The following is an 18,396-nucleotide window of genomic DNA, read 5'->3' on the forward strand; positions in this document are numbered from 1 at the left end:
CAGTTTGCGGCTAATCTTAGCGGCGTTTCAGGCCAAAGCCAAGTAAACTCAAGGCAGCCATCAGCGTGAGGCCCAAAGCACTCAAGTTGTTGTCAGATTCGCCTAATGGAGAAAGTTTCCGGTTGCCAGTCGCTTGGGCCGGCGTTGCCAAGAGCGACCTTGGGGCGACTTGCGGCTTGCCTGCATGATTGACCGGTTGCAGCGTTGGGTTGCCGCTCGGTTGCGGGCGCCCTTGATGATCAGTCGGTTGGGACGTCGCACCTGAGTCAGGCTGCTGGCCTTCATCAATGCCCGCAGCCAGATCGGCGCGGCGTTGAGCTTCCGCCAAAGCGGTCTTGGCCTCAGCCAGTGCGGCCTTTGCGGCAGCCAAAGTGGCCGCAGTTTGAGTTGCATCGGCATTGGCGGCGTTGGCGGCTGTTTGGGCCTCAGCCAGGGCCTGCTGGGCCGCATCAACGGCTGCTTGCGCAGTAGCGACGGCGGCTTGAGCGGCCACCAGGTTGGCTGCCGCGTTGGTCATGGCGGCCAGTTGTTGTTGAAGGTCAGCTACGGTTTGCTTGGCCGCTTCAACGGCCGCAGCGTCAGTTTCTGCAGTGGCTTTAGCGATGCTAGCCGCCGCTTGGGCCGCGGCCAAAGTGGCCTGCTTGGTACTTAAATCATTTTGGGCGTCAGTTAACGCTGGCTGCAAGGTGGTTAGCTGCGTTTGCGCGGCGGCGAGCGTCTGCGCTTTGGTGCCGGCATCGGCGGTCGCTTCAGTCAGCGCCGCTTGTGCGGTTGCCAGCTGGGTCGATGCCGCGGCGGCCTTGGTGTTCGCAGCGGTGAGTGCCGTGGCTGCGTTAGCGGCGGCGGTTTGCGCAGCGGTCAAGGCCTGGTTGGCTGCCGTCAGGGCTTGCGCGGCCTGAGTGGCGGCAGTTTGCGCATTCGTCAACGCGGTGTTGGCGGCTTGAGCGGCTGCTGCGGTCTGAGCCGCCGTGCTTTGGGCGGCGGTCAGTGCTTGCTGCAGGTCTGTTGTCCCAGTTGCCGCAACAGGCGCCAGCATCTTTTGACCTAGCTCAGAACTAGGGTCGGTGATCAGTTGGGTATCGATGGTTTCATAGTGGATTTGGCCGTATTGATCCACCGCCAACCCGAATGAGAAGGTGGATCCGTCGTGAAGCCAGCCAGTCAGGTCCTTGGTATGGCCTAACGCTGAGCCGCCGTCATCAAACATCATGCTGACAATGCCATCCCACACGGACTTGCGGACATCAGCAAAGGTGTGTTCACCTGGTTCTGTGATGGTGTCGTTCAGATCACTGTAGAGCCAATTGTAGTCAGTGTTGCCTTTGAACTTGAGATAAAAACTGGCGCTGGCACTGCCATCGGTTTGGGACGGGTCGGTGCCGGCAATCATATCTTTCGTCATAAAGCCGGCGTTAAAGCCGCTGTACATGTCTTCATAATAATTACCGCCTGGATTGAGGCCAGATTGTTGCGCGGCGGCAGAAATCGCCGGCACGTCATGACCGGGATTATCGAACATATTCCACTGATCGGCATTGTAGCCTTCAACCACCAACTGAGCAAAAGCCATGCCGCCTTCGGTTACGGTGACCGCTGGCTTACCGCTGATGGCGCGAATCTGATTAATCAAATCCGCCGCAAACTGCGCCAGTGACGTCAGCATTGCCGGCGTTAGATCCTTGGCGTTTTGAATTTTAATGGCCTCGTCGGCCGGCGTATTCACATACTTATTAAGCCCCATGCCTGCTGCTAGGGTCTGCAAATCAGCATCGGTGTAAGTGCCACCGTTGAAGAGCCGCTCAAAAAACGCGGCATCCACGCCTTCCGGCATCTGAATGGTATTAGCTAAATGGTCGCCAGTCGCATTCGTCAAAGCATTTTGTGCGGCCGTTACGGCGGTTTGGGCCGCGGAATCAGCCGCTGTTGCCTGCGCGGCGTTCGTTTGCGCATTGGCAACGGCTGTGTTAGCGTTGGTGGCCGCAGTTTGGGCGGCATCGACAGCGGCTTGTGCTGGAGCGATTGCGCCATCGGCATTCGTTTTCGCGGTAGCGGCGGCAGCGGCCTCGCTATTGGCCGTGTCAACTGCAGTCTGCGCAGCGTCAACGGCTTGCTGGGCGGCAGCGGCGTCGGTGTTATCGACTGCTTTTTGCGCATTATCGACCACTGTTTGTTGGTTATCGACGGCAGTTTGGGCTGCATCCACTGCCGCCTGCTGGTCAGCCACCGCCGTTTGCGCCGGTTCAATCGCCGCATCAGCCGCGCTGGCGACAGCGGCGCTGGCTACAGCAGTGGTTTCTGCTTCCGCTTCGGCGGTCTGGGCGGCGGTGATTTCTGCTTGCTTTGCGGCCTTGTCTGCATCAGTGGCCTCAGCATTGGTGGCTGCTTGTGCTTCATCAGCTTGGGCCTGAGTCAAAGCTTGGTCGGCCGCAGACTTCTCGGCGGCCGCGGCGGTGGCAGCATCATTCGCTGCAGTTGCTGTCGTTTGCGCCGCGTCATTGGCAGTGGTGGCCGCGTCAACGGCGGCTTGTTGCTGGTCAACGTCAGTCTGCGCTGCTTGAACGGCTTCTTCCGGGGTCGTCACTGGTGTCGTCGCTACCACTGGTGTTTCTGTATCATTCGTGTCGGCATGCACGCGTTCTGCTTTCGTGCCCCATACCCCAACGCCTGCAAGCATCAGGGCCGAAATTAATGCGCCACTTGCTGCTTTCCCTTTTTTCATTCCATTTCCTCCTCAAGCCTGTGAACGGCTGCGTGGCCGTTACCTATCTTCTAAAAGCATTCAGATTCAGAACCTTTCCCCCAAAGTAAGCCGCCAGCTGCTTGCTGATCAAGTGTTAAAATCACAAGTGAAGCCGGTTTCTTACGCCTTTTATATTATTAAAAAATATCTAAAACGTCAATCTGATGATAATTAGACACAAAAAGTAAATATTATTTTTGCCATTAACTATATTTGGCAATCTTCATCGTCCATTATGTCAATAATGGCATGACAGCAACTACTCTTAAGCTAGTTATTTATTCCTGATTGTCTAGTCCAATCACCTGCGAGGACAAAAAAAGAGCCCTCATGGATGAGGACTCGCTTGCCGTATTCAAAATGGTTCATCAAGGCAAATCGTTGCCAGCCGCGAAGTATACGTCGTACCACTGCTGGCGCGTTAAGGTGATGTCGCCAGCCTCGGCGATATCAGCAATGCGCTTAGCATTGGTGGTGCCAGCGATGACTTGCACATCAGGAATCCGGAGCAACCAAGCTGCGGCAATGGCGCTGGTATTGGTGTGATATTCATCAGCCAATTGCTTCAAGCTAGCGTTTAGCTTCGGGAACTTCGGATTGTCGATGAACACTCCTTCGAAGAAGCCATACTGGAAGGGGCTCCAGGCTTGAATGGTCATATCATGCAGGCGACTGTATTGATAGATGCTACCATCATGATCCACTGAGCGGTCATCGGCCATGTTCACGTGAATGCCATTGTCCAGCATCCCGGTGTGCATCACGGACAACTGCAGCTGATTGGCCACCAGCGGCTGCTTGACGGCTTTTTTCAGTAGCTCAACCTGCATCGGGTTGAAGTTCGACACGCCAAAGTGCCGGACTTTACCGCTGGCTTGCAAGGTGTCAAAGGCTTCAGCGACTTCTTCTGGCTCCATCAGCGCATCTGGCCGGTGCAGTAGCAGGGTGTCAAGGTAGTCCACCCCTAAGCGGCTCAAGCTGCCATCAACGGCTTCGAGAATATGTTCCTTGGAAAAGTCATAGCGCTTGCCCGGGACGATGCCAACTTTGCTTTGCACCAGCACATCCTCGCGGCTGAAGTTGGCATCGCGCAATGCTTGGCCAAACAGGGTTTCTGACTTACCACCGTCATAAATATCAGCATTATCAAAGAAATTAATGCCGGCATCATGAGCGGCTTCGAGCAACTTGGTGGCGCCGGCGCGGTCGAGTTTGGTGATTCGCATGACCCCTAACGCAACGGCGGAAGCTTTCAGGCCAACATGGCCAAGATCGATAGTTTTCATAATCTCGCTCCTTTATCCTAGGTCTTCATTTCGACCCGCAGATTCATTTTCATTTTAGCACAGTGAGCGCTTTCGTTAAATCTGGGCGTGGCCGCAGGCGGGGTTGGCGTGGCGCCGGGGCGGGGTGGTCCTGCTGCGGGGTCGGCTGGAGCCAAAATGCGGTCTCCAGCCTCAAATGTGAACCGCCATCGCTACGCTCAACGGCGTTTCACATTTGCCCCCAGTCAAGCCAGGAACAGCCTGCAAAGCCCGCAGTCTATTCGTGTCTTGACTGTTTCGCGGCTGGACCACCCCGCCCCTCTGCCAAGCCAACCTCACCTGCTACATGGTCGTGAGGCTTATCAAGATGATGACACAGCAGCGATAGCATTGACTCCTGATTGTGAGTGAAACGTGATAGCCGTTACCGTCAAGATTGTGACAGCAACAGGCTATTCATCGTTGTCAAGCCGGGTTTGGTGGCAGTCGGCGGAGTTAGGCAGGGGTCTGGCAGTGAATCGATTGGCGACAGGAAGACCGGCGTGGGTTTGGCGCTGGGCTTCCCAGATAATCTTAGCAGTTTTGAAGACGCAACGGAGCGTAGCGACTGCAGCTTCAAAACTAGGCCCGAGGCCGGTTTGTGGCTCGGACCGGCCGCACTGCCAGCACCCCCGCCAAGCGGAGCCCACTGGCGCCGAACCCAGCGGCCTCAAACGCAGATCGAGAACCTGCGCCCAGTCGGGGGTGAACATGCTATGATGGGGACAGCAGGATTGGTGAAAAGTGGTCAGGGTAGACCACTGAAAAAGGAGCGCGATGGCAATGAGCGAACATGGCTTTGTGGTGATTGGGGCGCAAAGCGTCTTCTTTAGTATCACGAACCTGAAAACCTTAGTGGAAGTCGAACGCGGTGCCTATCCGGTGTCAATTGGGGAGGATATTTTTGCCACCCATGAAATTCAGCCCGGTACCGTTGATCAGCTCGTGGTGGCGCTGCAAACCATTGATCAGCTGATGACCGACTATGGGGTCAAAAGCTATGAGATTATCGGTACCCACAGCTTTTTTGAAGCGAAAAATTCGCAGTTCGTGTGCGACCAGCTCTTCAGTCGTACCGGCCGACCAGTGGCCACGCTGACCTTATCGCAGGAGTCCTACTACCGCACGCAAGCGGTACTGGGGAAGTTCCCGCATTTTGACCAAATCACCCAAAAAGGCACGGTGCTGATTGACATCAGTTCCGGCTCTGTTGAGCTGACAGCTTTTGCCAATGGCGAGTTTGGCTTCTCGCGCAACTTGTCGCTCGGCCCGCTACGGGTGTTTGAAGTGATGGGGGACTTGCAGCGCACGGTGCCAAACCCGACCGAGGTGATGCGGGATTACATTGACAGCCGGCTGGCGGATTTCATGCGCCTGCTACCGAAAAATCAGCACTACCCGCACATGATTTTGATGGGCAGTGCCTTGTCGGTGTTCAATACCTTGATTCCCAGCGGCGAGGAAATGGTGGAAACCGATCACGAAGGCTTCCGGCTGATTTACCAGGAAGTCGTGCAGGCCAGCGACCAGTACTTAAGTGATCATTTTGACTTAACCCCAACCCAGACAGCGCAGGTGCTGCCAACGGTGCTCTTGGTGTACCGACTTCTGAAAACCCTGAATGCTGAGCGGGTCTGGATTTCTAACCTGAAGTTACTGGATGGTATTGAGCTATCGGCGGCAGGGGAAGCAGGCTCCCAGGCGGCAGCGATTGATCCCACCCGCGAGATTTTGATTTCCGCCCAGAACCTGGCCGATCGCTATCAGGTGGATCCGAAGCATCGCGATAGCACCGTTAATTTCGCCTTGCAGCTGTTTGACCGGCTGAAGAAACTGCACGGACTGGGCAAGCGTGAGCGGCTGCTGCTGCAAATTGCGGCGACCGTCAATGACGTGGGGAGCTATGTCGATACCCACAAGCACTATGAACATTCTGAATACATCATCAACTCTTCGGAGCTGATGGGCCTGACCATGCCAGAGCAACGCATGGTGGCGGCAATTGCCCGCTATCATTCCAGCGATACCCCGCAAACGGACCTGAGCGACTTGCATGAACTTAACTCCACCCGGCGGCTGATTATTGCCAAGCTCTCGGCGCTGCTGCGAGTGGCGGATAGTCTGGATGCCTCACGCCAACAGAAAATTCAGAAAATTCGGGTCTCGATTCAGCCCACCCGGGTGCTTTTGACCGCCACGGCGACCGATGATGTCGAGCTGGAGCGCTGGACGTTGCAAACCAAAGGCGAGTTCTTCGCAATCGTCTTTGGCCTGCCCATCGAATTGAAAGGAAAGAAGCGCTTATGAGCAAAAAAGCCATCGATTTTAAAGACAGCAAGTACTACAACAATCGCGAGCTCAGCTGGCTGGCCTTCAATGACCGGGTGCTGGAAGAAGCACGTGATAAAACCAATCCGCTGTTGGAGCGGGTGCGTTTTTTAGCCATTACCCAAAGTAACCTGGATGAATTCTTCAACGTCCGGGTGGCTTCACTGCGCAAAATGGTCGCCGTCAATTACGACACGCCTGATGCGGCGGGGATGACGCCAATGCAGCAGCTGACCGCGATTGCCAAAGCCGCCCATGCCATGGTCGATAAGCAATACACCACCTGGAGTCGCTCCCTCGAGCCGCGGCTGGCGGAGCTGGGCATCAAACTCAAGGGGATGGACGAATTGTCGCCGCACCAGCAGCAGTTCTGCCGCGATTACTTCGAGCAGGAATTATATCCGGTGCTGACCCCGATGGGCGTTGACCCGACCCGGCCGTTTCCCTTTTTGGCGAATAACAGCCTGAACCTGGCCATTCGCTTGCAACGGCCGGAAGACGAAGGCGAGGACAACGAGAAGGCACGCAGTTTTGCCACCGTGCAGATTCCCGATATGTTTCCGCGGGTGCTCCGGCTACCAGACGGCGAAAATGATTTTATTTTGCTGGAGAACATCATCAAGGCCCACTTGGGGTCGCTATTTGTCGGCGCCACCATTCGCGAAACTGCCTTGTTCCGCGTGACGCGGGACATGGACCTCGATGTGGCGGAAGAAGACGCGTCGGATTTGATGAAAGAGATTCAGTCGCAGCTCAAAAAGCGCCAGCGCGGCAAGGTGATGCGGCTAGAAATCGACGCCGAAATGAGCAAGTACCTCAAGAAAAAGCTGATCAAAGGGCTCGATATTGAAAAAGAAGCCGACGTCTATGCCATCAAAGGCCCCATCGACTTGAATGTGCTGAGCAAACTGGTCAAGCAGGTGCAAGGCCACAGTGAGCTGCAATACCCGCCGTTCACGCCATATCTGGATCAAACCCTGATGCAAGGTAACTTGTTCGCCCAAATCCGGGAGCACGATTTGTTCCTGCAGCACCCTTATGACTCCTTCACGCCGGTAGTGGAGTTTATCCATCAGGCGGCGCTGGATCCGCAGGTGCTGGCGGTGAAAATGACGCTGTACCGCGTGTCATCCAAATCGCCGATTATCAGCTATTTAAAGCTGGCTGCGCAAAACGGTAAACAGGTCACGGTGCTGGTCGAGCTGAAGGCCCGTTTTGACGAAGAAAACAACGTCCACTGGGCGCAAGAGCTCGAACGCGCCGGCTGCCACGTGATCTACGGTTTGGTGGGGCTGAAAACCCACTGCAAGCTGGCGCTGGTAGTGCGCCGCGATGAAGACGGCATTCGTCGTTACATGCACATGGCCACTGGGAACTACAACGATGTCACCGCGCGCGTGTATACCGATATGGGACTGTTCACGGCGGATACCGAAATGGGTACCGACGCCTCCAACATTTTCAACATGCTGTCTGGCTTCTCGGAACCGGCGTACTTTAACAAGCTGGTGATTGCGCCGCTGGGTATTCGCGATTTTCTCAAGGAACGCATCGAAGAAGAAATCGCGGAAGCGCAGGCGGGGCGCAAGGCCTTGATTGCGATGAAAATGAACTCCCTGTCAGATAGCGATATGATTGAAGCCCTGTACCGCGCCTCGGCGGCTGGGGTCAAGATTCATTTGATTGTCCGGGGTATTTGCAATCTGCGGGTCGGCATTCCAGGCGTGTCTGAAAACATCACGGTGCATTCGATTGTGGGTCGCTTCCTCGAACACAGCCGGATTTATTATTTCTACGCTGGTGGTGAGGAACATCTCTACTTGTCTTCAGCGGATTTGATGAAGCGCAACCTGTCGCGGCGGGTGGAGCTATTGTTCCCCATTCTGCAGGATGACATTCATGCTCGGATTTGTGAGATTTTCCAGACCATGTGGGACGACAATGTCAAAACCCGGCTGCTCCAGCCCGACAACTCATGGGACCGCGTGGATCTGCGCGGAGTCAACAAACTGGATGCACAAGCCACCTTCCTGGCGGCGGCGCAGGCCCAAACCGCGGCGCAGCTGGCGCGCCGGGAAGATAACCAAGAAGACCCGCAAGCCAACCGCCGCTTTACGCCGTTAACGGCGCCGCAAGATGAGGAGGCCGGCGAATGACGCATTTTGGGGTCATTGATTTAGGTAGTAACTCGGCGCGGCTGTCCATTTGGCAAATCGATGGCAATCATCAGCCCCATGAAGTGCTCAAGCTCAAGGAGATGGTGCGCCTGTCTGAGGACATGGGGCCAGAGCAAACGCTCAAGCCCGCCGCGATTGCCCGCACCTTGGCAGCGCTGCAGCGGTTCAGCGCCGCGGCTAAGGCCTTTCCAGAGTTAACGCTAGAGGCTTATGCCACTGCGGCCGTGCGGCAAGCGGGCAATCAAAAAGCTTTTCTCAGGCAGGTCAAAGCCGAAACCGGGCTGACCATCACGGTGATCCCCGGCACCCGCGAGGCCGAGCTGGACTATCTCGGGGTGGTCAACACCTTACCCATTCAAAATGCCTTGATTATGGATACCGGTGGGGCATCCACCGAGCTCATTTTGGTGCAAAACCGCAAACTCATTCACCGCGTGTCCTTGCCGGTAGGCTCAGTGAACTTATCGGAGCGTTTTTTGGACGCTGATGTGGTGCGGCCGGCGCAACTGTTCAACCTGATTACCGAATTCTCCAGCATGCTTAATGGCATTTGGTGGCTGCGCAAGGCCTTGAATCTGCCGATTGTGGCGCTGGGCGGCTCCAATCGGACGTTGGCCAAAATTCAGCGCCGGCGTGAACAGCGGGGCAGTTATGAAGATATTCATGGCTACCGCATGGCCACCACTGCCGCGAACAAGATTTATGCCGACATCTTGGACAAGGACCTGGTGGCACGCAAAGAAGTCCCCGGTTTGTCCAAGTTTCGGGCGGACATCATTGTCGGCGGGTTGACGCCTGTGATTACAATGATTCGCTACCTCGACAGCGACCGGCTGCTGTTTTCCCAGTACGGCTTGCGCGAAGGGGCGTTGTATAGCTACCTGAACGCCAATGAGTTAGGCCAAGAGGCGTGACTGCAAAAGCTTTCCTTAAATCCCGGCTGGGCTGCTTCCGCTGCCAAGCCGGGTTTGGTATAACTGGGGTATTAAAAAACGAATGGAGCAATGATCATGAAAAAAGGCTTATTCACCTTAATGGCGGCTGCCGCCTTTGCGTTGGTGGCGGCTGCCACCCAAGCGGCGCCAGTGCATGCGGATGAAACCTGGGCCCCAGTGGCCACGCTGGGGGTGTCGCTGACCGCCGATCAGAAAACGGGCACGTTGAACACCTTGGAAAATGCGGCCAATGTCACCAATCCCAGTGAATTAACGGTTAATGGGAATACTTTGGTCAAATACCTCAACCCTGCCGGTAGTACCTTCACAGCGAGCTCTGGCGTGTGGTCAAGTGCCTTGGTGCAAAAAACCAGCAGCGGCGGCATTAATGTCACGATTGTGAACTATAACGGCACCAACAACATCACCACCATCACGGCTGATCAGTACCGCAATGCGGCGCTGACCGCTGGGGTGACGAATGCGAATATCTACATTACATCGGCGGTGCGGATTGACGGCTCCGGTGCCTTAGCCGGCGTTTATGCGGCTTTTGCCCAAAATGGCCAAACCCTGAATTCGGCGCAGATCACGGCGGCGCAGGATGAAGTCAACACGCTTTCCGGTATCACGTCTGCGAACAAAGATAAGGATGGGTATTCGGATAAACAGCTTAACAACGCGGTGGCGGGGATGAAGTCGCAAATGGCCAGCCAAAGCAATAACGGTTCCCAAACCCTGTCGCAAAATCAAATCGGCAATATCGTCGACTCCCAGCTCAAAGATAACCAACTGGCCGGGGTCATCAACAACAACCAGCGTACCCAAATCATCAATTTGCTGGTCAAGATTCAAAACTCTGGGGCCCTGAAGAGCAGTGATTTTAAGGCCCAAGCCCAAAAGTTGATGTCGAGCATTCAAGACAGCGCCAAGAACCTCTTCAGTAAGCTGAAAGGTTTGGACACCCAAGAGAACCGCAACTTACTGCAGAAAATCTGGGATGGCATTGTTAGTTTCTTTAGCCAGATTGTGGCCTGGGTCCAAGGGCTGTTCAACTAGCTAGAAGCGGCACTGACGGCGCGTGGGCAAATGCAGCCAGTGAGTGTGACACAGCAGGAAAAAGGGATGGGTGCATGGTTACCACAGTTGATAAAGTGTTTTTGGTCCTTTATGCGCTGACCGCAGCGGTGATGTTCTACCTGGCTGGCGTTCAGTTCGGCGCCGCTTGGTTTGGCCGCTACAGCGACACCGCCGACATCTGGATCAGCTTGCTATGGCTAGTGCCGGCCTTCATGGCGCTAGCGCAATTGGGCCGCGAAGTCTGGCGCCTGTTAGGTCTACGAGCCAAGCAACTTGAGAAATAAGCAGAATCAAAATCACGCCCAGGAGGCGTGATTTTTTTGCCTAAAAGCAAGGCTATTTGGTTTCGGTGCAGACGCGATACGTCAAGGTCACGAATTGATCGTGCTGGGCGGTGGTTTCCAGCTTCAGCGGTACATCCGTCAGGTTACTGGTGACCAAGCTGATGCCATCGCCTAGAAGCACTGGGGCAATGGTGATAATCAGCTGATCGATCAAGTTGGCTTTGAGTAATTCGGTGAAGATATCCGCACCACCAACGAGCCAAATGTCATGGCCCTTTTTGGCTTTGAGTTGCCGCACGAATTCGGGGATGTTGCCAGCCACCACTGTCGTAGGATCATCAGTATCATGCAGGGTGGTGGAGAAGACGTAGCTTTCCTTGTCTTGATAAGGATAGGTGCCAGCTAACCGCAAAGCGCGCTGGTAGGTTTTGCGCCCCATCAGCACGGTGTCGATTTGTTGATAAAAAGTCTGATAGGCGGCATCGGCCGCTGATGAATTCAGCCGGCTCAACCACTTGGTGCCACCATCTGGTTCGGCAATGAAGCCATCCAGACTTTCAGTTAGATATAAAATCACTTTTCGTTCAGACATACTGCCACCTGCTTTCCTTTGTTACGTTAATTATATCACAAAAGAAAGCGGTTTCTCTTTTACTTTCGCGACCAGAGATCCACACTGACTTCGGCCAGAATGTGCCCGGCCATCGCATGGCGCGCTTCGTTGAGCCAAAACCCGTCATTCAGCGGGAGCGTGGTGTCAAGCGCAAACACCGTGAGGGTGTAGGCGTGATCGGCATTCGGCGGTTGCGGGCCGACGTAACCCGTGGCCGTCACTGGATCCGTGTTGCCGACCATGGCGCCGGAGGAGGAGTTGTGGCCTTGCACCATCGCGGTCAGGCCGGTGTGGCTGGCATTTTCCGCAATGGTCGTAGTTGTGGCCGGAATATTAACGGCGACCCAGTGAATCCAAGGAAAACCAGAAACCGGGACGGCATCGAAATCAATCAGCTGCAGCGCAAACGTCTGCGTTCCCGCTGGCGCCTCCGCGATGGTAATAGGGAAGCTGCGAGTGGGCGTACCTTGGTGTTGATCCGTCGGCGAGGCATACTTACCAAACCGGTCAGCGAGGTAACCATTGGTTGTTGGCACGGTGATTTTCATCTTCAGGACTCCTTTACATGTATAATTGATATAGATTAAGCATAGCACTTTGACCCAGGCTGTGGAGATTGGCGGTTTTAGCTCGACGAGTAGCCTAGCATTGGGCATTGCCGCGGTACGCGGCGGGGACCGATGCGTAGCTAATCGCTCGAGCGTTGCCAATCGCAGCGCAACTAAAGGCTGCAAGCAAAGCCACCCACCCGCACCCAAGAAAAGGAGTTAGCCCAATGCCAGTTTATGACCAGCATGTGCACACTTATTTTTCCTTTGATTCCTCAGCGCAATTTGAGGATTATCTGGCCCAAACCCAGCAGCCCTTTGTGACCACTGATCACTTGGAGCTCAGCAATCCCGATGATGGCGGCGGGGATGACAAGCCAGACTTTGCCGCGTATCAGGCAAAGCTCAAGGTGCTGCATCAGCAGTACCCCAATCGGCTCCTGCGCGGGGTTGAGTGTGGGTATTTTGCGCCGCGGGCAGCGGACCTGGCAGCATACCTCGCGGCAGGCGACTATGATTTGGTGCTACTAAGTTTTCACCATGATGGCCAGTACGATTATCAAAATCCGTATTTCAAAACGGTTGACCAAAAGGCGCATGTTCAAGCCTATTATCAGCGCATGCTCAGCGGCCTCAAGCAGGCCAACTTTGGCGATGTGCTAGCGCATTTTGATTACGGCTTGCGGGTGCTGGACGTCACGCCGGCTCAACTCACAGCTTGGGCTAAGCCGCAACTGCTTGTCATCTTGCGACTGCTGGTGGCGAAGCACATGGCCTTGGAAGTGAATACCAAGTCACTGTATCGCTGGCAAAATGCCCCGCTGTATGAGTTGGTGCTACCATGGTACAAGCAGGTCGGGGGCAAGCTTTTGACCTTAGGCAGTGATGCGCATACCCCGGATAAGTTTCAAACCGAATTTCCGGCGGCCAAGACCCTGATCAAGCGGGCCGGTTTTAGTCAATTAGCGGTTTATCATCAGCATCAGCCAACGCTGGTGGCATTTTAAATAAAGGAGTTAACATCTTGGACGAAACCATTACGAAGTTATTAGAAGCAGTTAAAAGCAACTACGCCATGCCCATCGAAGTGGTGGTGGCAGGCGAAGCTTCGGGCCAGCTCAATCACAGCCAGTCGGGGCAAAAACTCCTGACCAATGGCCATTTGGAAGTGCGCGTCACGGACACCACGGCGCCTGATTACACCTTGAGCCATGAACTGATGCACATGCTGTTGATTACCACCGGGTTTCCGCAACTTCAGTATCACTTGGCTAGCGGCGAACCGGCGCTGGATCAACAGTTTTTCGCCGTCAGTACGGCATTGTACGATGCAGCGCTACATGATTTGATTCGCCAGTGGCAAGCCGAACATGGCATCTTAACCGCTGAGGTGATGACGGCTTTGGCTACCGGGGTCGAGGCGGCGCTACCTGCCGTGGATGAATTGAATGATGGTTTGCTGGTCTACTGTACGATGACCCTGCTGGATGCCTTGGTCATGTTTGAAGGTGGCAGTAAGGCGCAACAGAAGCACTGGAGCCATGATTATCCGCAGGCGATGACCTTGGCGCAGAGTTTGTATGCCACCATTACCAGCAAAAAGCATGCTACGCCATTTGATTTTCGCCGGCTAGTGGTGCGCTTGTGGCGTCAGTTTGATGAGATGCTTCAGCACGCCGGCTTCCAGCCGACCGTCAACGCCGAATTTGCCACCTTGCCGCCGGTGCTGTCCGAGCGCCAGTTGCGGCTGGCGGTTAATCAGACCTATGGACTACTCCACAGTGAAATGCGGGACCTAGAAACCAAAAAGCGTGCCTATGTTGCCATGGGCAAGGGCGATGGTCAAAACGCCTTTGTCCTGCCTGTGGGAGATTTGAGTCCTGAAGGGTTCCAGCAGCTGTACCAGGCGCCGTTGAAAACGATTTTGAATCAGTATGACATTGATTATGCCATCCGCGACTAAGGAGTAAGGGTATGTTTGACTTGAAACAAGCGATTGCGAACGCTCATTTTGTCACGTTTTTGACTGGTGCCGGGGTGTCGACCGCTTCCGGCATTCCTGATTACCGGAGTAAAGGTGGGCTTTATGCTGATTTGGCCAGCCCAGAAGAAGCGCTGTCGATTGAGAATCTGCAGCAGCATCACCAGGCTTTTCACGACTGGGTCACCAAGAAAATGTACTATCCTGACGCCCAGCCTAACGTGATTCACGAAAAAATGGCGCAAATCACCAATGCCAAAGGCGCCATTGTCACGCAAAACGTGGACGGCTTGCATCAGCGCGGCGGCGCCAAGCATGTGGTGGAGTTTCATGGCAACTTGTATCGCATTTATTGCCAGACTTGCGGCCAGCAAATCGACGATCAGGCTTATCTGCAGTCGGATGTCCACGCCGAAGATGGCGGCATCTTCCGGCCTGATATTGTGCTGTATGGGGAACCTATCAAACCTGATGTCATCAACGCTGCGGTTGAAGCCGTGGCCAAGGCGGATTTGATCGTGGTGGTGGGGACCAGTTTTCAGGTTTATCCCTTTGCCGGGCTGCTGCAAATGGCCCAGCCGACCGCCGTGCTGGCTGCGGTCAACCGCGAGCCCATCAGTTTGCCGGCTGGCGCTCACATGGTGATGGGGGACGCGACAACGATTTTCGCGACACTGTAGGGAGGAAATGATGGTCAAAGCCTTAACAGTCGGGTTGGTCGAAACCGCTTCTGGGTTTCTGCTGATTAACCGGCAAAAGCCGCCTTACCGCGGATTATGGAACGGCCTAGGCGGTAAAGTCGAGCCTGGTGAAACCGCGCTGGCCGGCATGCAGCGTGAGCTCGCTGAAGAATGTGGCCTGCACTTGCCGCAAGCCGCCTTTACCGCGGGGGGCTTGGTCCACTGGTATGTTGATGGCAGCTTGCGCGGCGAGTTGTATTTGTATACGGCTAAAACCGACCTGCCGTTTGCCGAGCCGCTGGCTACCCGTGAAGGCATCGTTGCCGCCATGGCTCGTGCTTGGTTGCTGGCACCGGATAACCTAGGCCTGGTGCCAGATCTCGCGCCACTGCTGCCGGCGCTGCTGGCCGGGGAAGCACATACCTATCGCTCGGACTTTACCGGTGATCATTTTGATGGCCTGCAGGTGCTAGCGCATGATTGACGTGGGGCTCACTGCCGTGGCCGATCATCCCAGCTTGGCCAGCGGTAAAACCAGTAGTTTGGCGGATCTGGCGGCGGTGTTTCCAGTGGTTGAGCTGGATACCACCTACTACAATGTGCCGAGCCAGCCGGTGGTCACCAACTGGTTGAAACAAGTACCAACCGGCTTTCAATTCATTGTCAAAGCGACTCAGGCTATGTCGGCCCACAAGGTGGAAGCGGGCCATGATGCCGGGGCAGAATTCACCGGCTTGCGGCGGGCACTGGCACCAATGATTGAGCGCCAACAGTTGGCCGCGATTTTGTTTCAGCTGCCGCCGTATTTTGGCGTGTCCGCGACCAATATTCATGTCTTGCGGCGCATCAAGACCCTGTACCCGGATTTACCCTTGGCGATTGAGTTTCGCAATGCCGGCTGGTATTTGCCGGAATACCAGACGCAAACGCTGGACCTGCTGCAGACGCTGGGTTTCATTCACGTGGTCGTGGATGAGCCACAAAGCGCGGCCGGCAGTGTGCCGCTAGTAGCGGAAGCGACTAATGAGGCTTTGACCATCATGCGCCTGCATGGCCGTAACCTTGCCGGCTGGCAGCGCGGCGGTGCCCAGTGGCGCAGCCAGCGAACGAACTACCGCTACTCGGCTGAAGAGTTGCAAACACTTGGCACAGTGGCTCAAAATTTGGCCAGCCGGCGGGTGATGGTGATTTTTAACAACAACGGGGGCCACGATGCCGCCGATAATGCGCAACAATTCATTGCCCAGCAAGGTTTGCACTACGATGATTTGGGGCCCCACCAATTGGATTTGTTCTAGCGGGTAGGCGCCAATATGCTATACTTAAGGCAATTTAGCGCTTGTCGTCATTTCGACAGGCGATGCTCAGGAGGCACACTTTTCATGGCAAAACCCACGTTTTATGTCACCACGCCGATTTACTATCCATCTGGTAAGCTTCATATCGGCAATGCATACACGACCATTGCAGCCGACGTGCTCGCGCGTTACAAGCGCCTGACCGGCTACGACGTTTTCTTCTTGACCGGCACCGATGAGCACGGTTTGAAAATCGAGCAAAAAGCCGACAAGCTCGGCATCACCCCGCAGGCCTTCGTCGACGGGATGGTGACGCAGATCAAGCAATTATGGAAAATGCTTGAAATCACCAATGACAAATTCATCCGCACCACGGATAAAGAACACGTGGCAGCGGTGCAAAAAATCGTTGAGCGCCTGATCAAGCAAGGCGACGTGTATCTTGGTGAATACACCGGCTGGTACTCAGTGGAAGATGAAGAATACTTCACCGAACCTCAACTGGCTGAAGTCTACCGCGACGAAGCGGGCAAAGTGATCGGCGGCAAGGCGCCATCTGGTCATGACGTCAAGCTGGTCCATGAGCCGAGCTACTTCTTCCGGATGAGCAAGTACACCGACCGGTTGTTGAAGTTTTACGATGAGCACCCTGATTTCATTCAGCCTGCTTCGCGTAAAACCGAAATGATCAACAACTTCATTAAGCCCGGCCTGGAAGATCTCGCCATGAGTCGCACCAGCTTCAACTGGGGCGTGCCGATTCCTAGTGACCCGAAGCATGTGGTTTATGTCTGGGTGGACGCGCTGCTCAACTATATCACGGCGCTGGGTTATGGCTCCGATGACACCACCTTGTTTGACAAGTACTGGCCAGCAGATGTGCAGTTGATTGGGAAAGAAATCGTGCGTTTCCACACCATTTACTGGCCAATCATCTTGTTTGCTCTAGATCTCCCGCTGCCGAAGAAGATTTACGGCCATGGCTGGTTAGTGATGAAAGACGGCAAGATGTCCAAGTCCAAGGGCAATGCCATTTATCCTGAAATGATCGTCAAACGCTATGGGCTTGATGCCTTGCGTTATTACCTGATGCGAGCCATTCCGTTTGGCAATGACGGCATCTTCACGCCGGAAGACTTTATTGATCGGATCAATTTTGATTTGGCCAATGACCTTGGCAACTTGCTCAACCGGACTGTTGCCATGATCAACAAGTATGAAGGCGGCATTTTACCTGACCTGAGCCAAACCGAAGCGACCGAATTTGATGCCGACCTTGAAGCTGTCGCCAAAACCGCCATCGCTAAGTACGGCGACTTGATGGATAATCTGCAGTTCTCCGACGCCTTGGATGCCGCCTGGAAGCTGGTTGCGCGAGCGAATAAGTACATCGATGAAACCGAGCCTTGGACTTTGGCCAAGGATCCTGCCAAAAAAGCTCAGCTGGCCAGTGTCATGGGGCACTTGGCTGAAAGCTTGCGCCTGATTGCACTGCTCATTCAGCCAGTGATGACGCATGCGCCGAAGCAGATGTTCGAACAATTGGGCATGGATCCAGCGCTGGAAGCTCAGCAACAGCTGGAATGGGGCCATCTGCCAGCCGGCAACCGGATTGCCGAACAAGGCACGCCAATCTTCCCGCGGCTTGATGTCGAGGAAGAAGTGGCCTACATCAAGGCTCAGATGCAGCCGCCGAAGAAACAAGCGACGGTAGACGAAAAGACCCGCAAAGGCGAAATCGACTTCAAGACTTTCGACAAGTCAGAAATCCGCGTGGCCGAAATTCTTAATGTGGAAAAAGTCCGCGGCGCCGATAAGCTCTTGAAGTTCACCTTGGACGCGGGGGATGAAGGCACGCGCCAGATTTTGTCTGGCATCGCCGAATATTACCCCCAGTTCAAGCAGTTGATCGGCAAGAAGGTTATGGCCGTGGTTAACTTGAAGCCACGTAAGCTCAAAGGCGAAATTAGTGAAGGCATGTTACTTTCTTCCGAAGACAATGCCGGGCACATCACCCTGCTTGAAGTTGCTGCTGGCATTCAAAACGGCAGCCTCGTCGGTTAACTGAAACCTGAATAGCCACTCAAAGCTCGGCTGCGGCCGGGCTTTTTGTATGCGTTGGGGCCGCGGGCCCGGCTGGTGAGGCGCCGGGGCCTGGCGGTCTAGCTGCGGGGTCGGCTGGAGCCGAAATGCGGTCTCCAGCCTCAAATGTGAGCCAGCATCGCGCATGCGCTCAACGCTGTCTCACATTTGACCCCAGTTGGCCCAGGAGCTGCCTGCTACGCAGTCACCTCGTGGGCCAACTGTTTCGCTGCTTGACCACCACGCCCCTTTGCCTCCCCAGCCGGGCCCGCTCGATGACAGTAACGGTAACATGGCATTGTCAGTAGCTAGCCGTCATGAAGCGGGCTGCGAATAACTAACCCTG

General features: G+C 55.0%; 15 protein-coding genes. 11 read left to right on the forward strand and 4 right to left on the reverse strand.

The window, feature by feature from the left end:
- Positions 1-16 precede the first annotated feature (16 nt).
- Both EKM90_RS02295 and EKM90_RS02300 read right to left on the reverse strand, forming a co-directional pair.
- Positions 17-2,719, reverse strand: coding sequence for an SEC10/PgrA surface exclusion domain-containing protein (locus tag EKM90_RS02295; protein WP_125579439.1), 2,703 nt, complete (start codon positions 2,717-2,719; stop codon positions 17-19).
- Positions 2,720-3,108: 389 nt separating this feature from the next.
- Positions 3,109-4,026: an aldo/keto reductase gene (locus EKM90_RS02300; protein ID WP_125579440.1), complete on the reverse strand. Its 918-nt coding sequence runs from the start codon at positions 4,024-4,026 to the stop codon at positions 3,109-3,111.
- A gap of 795 nt (positions 4,027-4,821) precedes the next feature.
- On the opposite strand from EKM90_RS02300, the gene EKM90_RS02305 reads away from it, so the two are divergent.
- The 5 genes from EKM90_RS02305 (at position 4,822) to EKM90_RS02325 (ending at position 10,848) form a co-directional block, all read left to right on the forward strand.
- On the forward strand, positions 4,822-6,351 hold the full coding sequence (locus tag EKM90_RS02305; protein ID WP_125579441.1) for a Ppx/GppA phosphatase family protein: 1,530 nt from the start codon (positions 4,822-4,824) through the stop codon (positions 6,349-6,351).
- Entirely contained in the window at positions 6,348-8,528 is a 2,181-nt protein-coding gene (locus tag EKM90_RS02310; protein WP_125579442.1) for an RNA degradosome polyphosphate kinase, read from the forward strand. Before EKM90_RS02305 ends, EKM90_RS02310 begins: the two co-directional genes overlap by 4 nt.
- A complete protein-coding gene (locus EKM90_RS02315) occupies positions 8,525-9,463 on the forward strand; it encodes a Ppx/GppA family phosphatase (RefSeq protein ID WP_125579443.1) in 939 nt (312 codons plus the stop codon). Before EKM90_RS02310 ends, EKM90_RS02315 begins: the two co-directional genes overlap by 4 nt.
- A gap of 96 nt (positions 9,464-9,559) precedes the next feature.
- The gene (locus EKM90_RS02320) at positions 9,560-10,543 is read left to right on the forward strand and encodes a DUF1002 domain-containing protein (protein ID WP_125579444.1); all 984 of its coding nucleotides are present in this window, start codon (positions 9,560-9,562) and stop codon (positions 10,541-10,543) included.
- 74 nt (positions 10,544-10,617) lie between these two features.
- Positions 10,618-10,848, forward strand: a complete 231-nt coding sequence (locus tag EKM90_RS02325) for a hypothetical protein (protein WP_125579445.1) — start codon at positions 10,618-10,620, stop codon at positions 10,846-10,848.
- Between the two features lie 52 nt (positions 10,849-10,900).
- Here EKM90_RS02325 and EKM90_RS02330 read toward each other — a convergent pair whose 3' ends face one another.
- A complete protein-coding gene (locus EKM90_RS02330; protein WP_125579446.1) occupies positions 10,901-11,440 on the reverse strand; it encodes a dihydrofolate reductase family protein in 540 nt (179 codons plus the stop codon).
- Between the two features lie 59 nt (positions 11,441-11,499).
- The gene (locus EKM90_RS02335) at positions 11,500-12,009 is read right to left on the reverse strand and encodes a YbhB/YbcL family Raf kinase inhibitor-like protein (protein WP_125579447.1); all 510 of its coding nucleotides are present in this window, start codon (positions 12,007-12,009) and stop codon (positions 11,500-11,502) included.
- 227 nt (positions 12,010-12,236) lie between these two features.
- Here EKM90_RS02335 and EKM90_RS02340 point away from each other — a divergent pair, with 227 nt between their 5' ends.
- The 6 genes from EKM90_RS02340 (at position 12,237) to metG (ending at position 18,032) form a co-directional block, all read left to right on the forward strand.
- Positions 12,237-13,016, forward strand: a complete 780-nt coding sequence (locus EKM90_RS02340) for a PHP domain-containing protein (RefSeq protein ID WP_125579448.1) — start codon at positions 12,237-12,239, stop codon at positions 13,014-13,016.
- A gap of 17 nt (positions 13,017-13,033) precedes the next feature.
- Positions 13,034-13,972: a hypothetical protein gene (locus EKM90_RS02345; protein WP_225422680.1), complete on the forward strand. Its 939-nt coding sequence runs from the start codon at positions 13,034-13,036 to the stop codon at positions 13,970-13,972.
- 11 nt (positions 13,973-13,983) lie between these two features.
- Positions 13,984-14,670, forward strand: a complete 687-nt coding sequence (locus EKM90_RS02350) for an NAD-dependent protein deacylase (protein ID WP_125579449.1) — start codon at positions 13,984-13,986, stop codon at positions 14,668-14,670.
- A gap of 10 nt (positions 14,671-14,680) precedes the next feature.
- The gene (locus EKM90_RS02355) at positions 14,681-15,154 is read left to right on the forward strand and encodes an NUDIX domain-containing protein (protein WP_125579450.1); all 474 of its coding nucleotides are present in this window, start codon (positions 14,681-14,683) and stop codon (positions 15,152-15,154) included.
- A complete protein-coding gene (locus EKM90_RS02360; RefSeq protein WP_125579451.1) occupies positions 15,147-15,968 on the forward strand; it encodes a DUF72 domain-containing protein in 822 nt (273 codons plus the stop codon). The genes EKM90_RS02355 and EKM90_RS02360 overlap by 8 nt, the downstream gene beginning before the upstream one ends.
- Before the next feature lie 84 nt (positions 15,969-16,052).
- A complete protein-coding gene (gene metG, locus EKM90_RS02365) occupies positions 16,053-18,032 on the forward strand; it encodes a methionine--tRNA ligase (protein ID WP_125579452.1) in 1,980 nt (659 codons plus the stop codon).
- Positions 18,033-18,396: the final 364 nt, after the last annotated feature.

It is taken from the genome of Lacticaseibacillus suibinensis (genome assembly GCF_003946175.1).
GTDB lineage: Bacteria > Bacillota > Bacilli > Lactobacillales > Lactobacillaceae > Lacticaseibacillus > Lacticaseibacillus suibinensis.

Bases quoted from the DNA above. Each gene is read 5' to 3' on its own strand.
- EKM90_RS02295 (WP_125579439.1), bottom strand. From the start codon at position 2,719: ATGAAAAAAGGGAAAGCAGCAAGTGGCGCATTAATTTCGGCCCTGATG.
- EKM90_RS02300 (WP_125579440.1), bottom strand. From the start codon at position 4,026: ATGAAAACTATCGATCTTGGCCATGTTGGCCTGAAAGCTTCCGCCGTT.
- EKM90_RS02305 (WP_125579441.1), top strand. From the start codon at position 4,822: ATGGCAATGAGCGAACATGGCTTTGTGGTGATTGGGGCGCAAAGCGTC.
- EKM90_RS02310 (WP_125579442.1), top strand. From the start codon at position 6,348: ATGAGCAAAAAAGCCATCGATTTTAAAGACAGCAAGTACTACAACAAT.
- EKM90_RS02315 (WP_125579443.1), top strand. From the start codon at position 8,525: ATGACGCATTTTGGGGTCATTGATTTAGGTAGTAACTCGGCGCGGCTG.
- EKM90_RS02320 (WP_125579444.1), top strand. From the start codon at position 9,560: ATGAAAAAAGGCTTATTCACCTTAATGGCGGCTGCCGCCTTTGCGTTG.
- EKM90_RS02325 (WP_125579445.1), top strand. From the start codon at position 10,618: ATGGTTACCACAGTTGATAAAGTGTTTTTGGTCCTTTATGCGCTGACC.
- EKM90_RS02330 (WP_125579446.1), bottom strand. From the start codon at position 11,440: ATGTCTGAACGAAAAGTGATTTTATATCTAACTGAAAGTCTGGATGGC.
- EKM90_RS02335 (WP_125579447.1), bottom strand. From the start codon at position 12,009: ATGAAAATCACCGTGCCAACAACCAATGGTTACCTCGCTGACCGGTTT.
- EKM90_RS02340 (WP_125579448.1), top strand. From the start codon at position 12,237: ATGCCAGTTTATGACCAGCATGTGCACACTTATTTTTCCTTTGATTCC.
- EKM90_RS02350 (WP_125579449.1), top strand. From the start codon at position 13,984: ATGTTTGACTTGAAACAAGCGATTGCGAACGCTCATTTTGTCACGTTT.
- EKM90_RS02355 (WP_125579450.1), top strand. From the start codon at position 14,681: ATGGTCAAAGCCTTAACAGTCGGGTTGGTCGAAACCGCTTCTGGGTTT.
- EKM90_RS02360 (WP_125579451.1), top strand. From the start codon at position 15,147: ATGATTGACGTGGGGCTCACTGCCGTGGCCGATCATCCCAGCTTGGCC.
- metG (WP_125579452.1), top strand. From the start codon at position 16,053: ATGGCAAAACCCACGTTTTATGTCACCACGCCGATTTACTATCCATCT.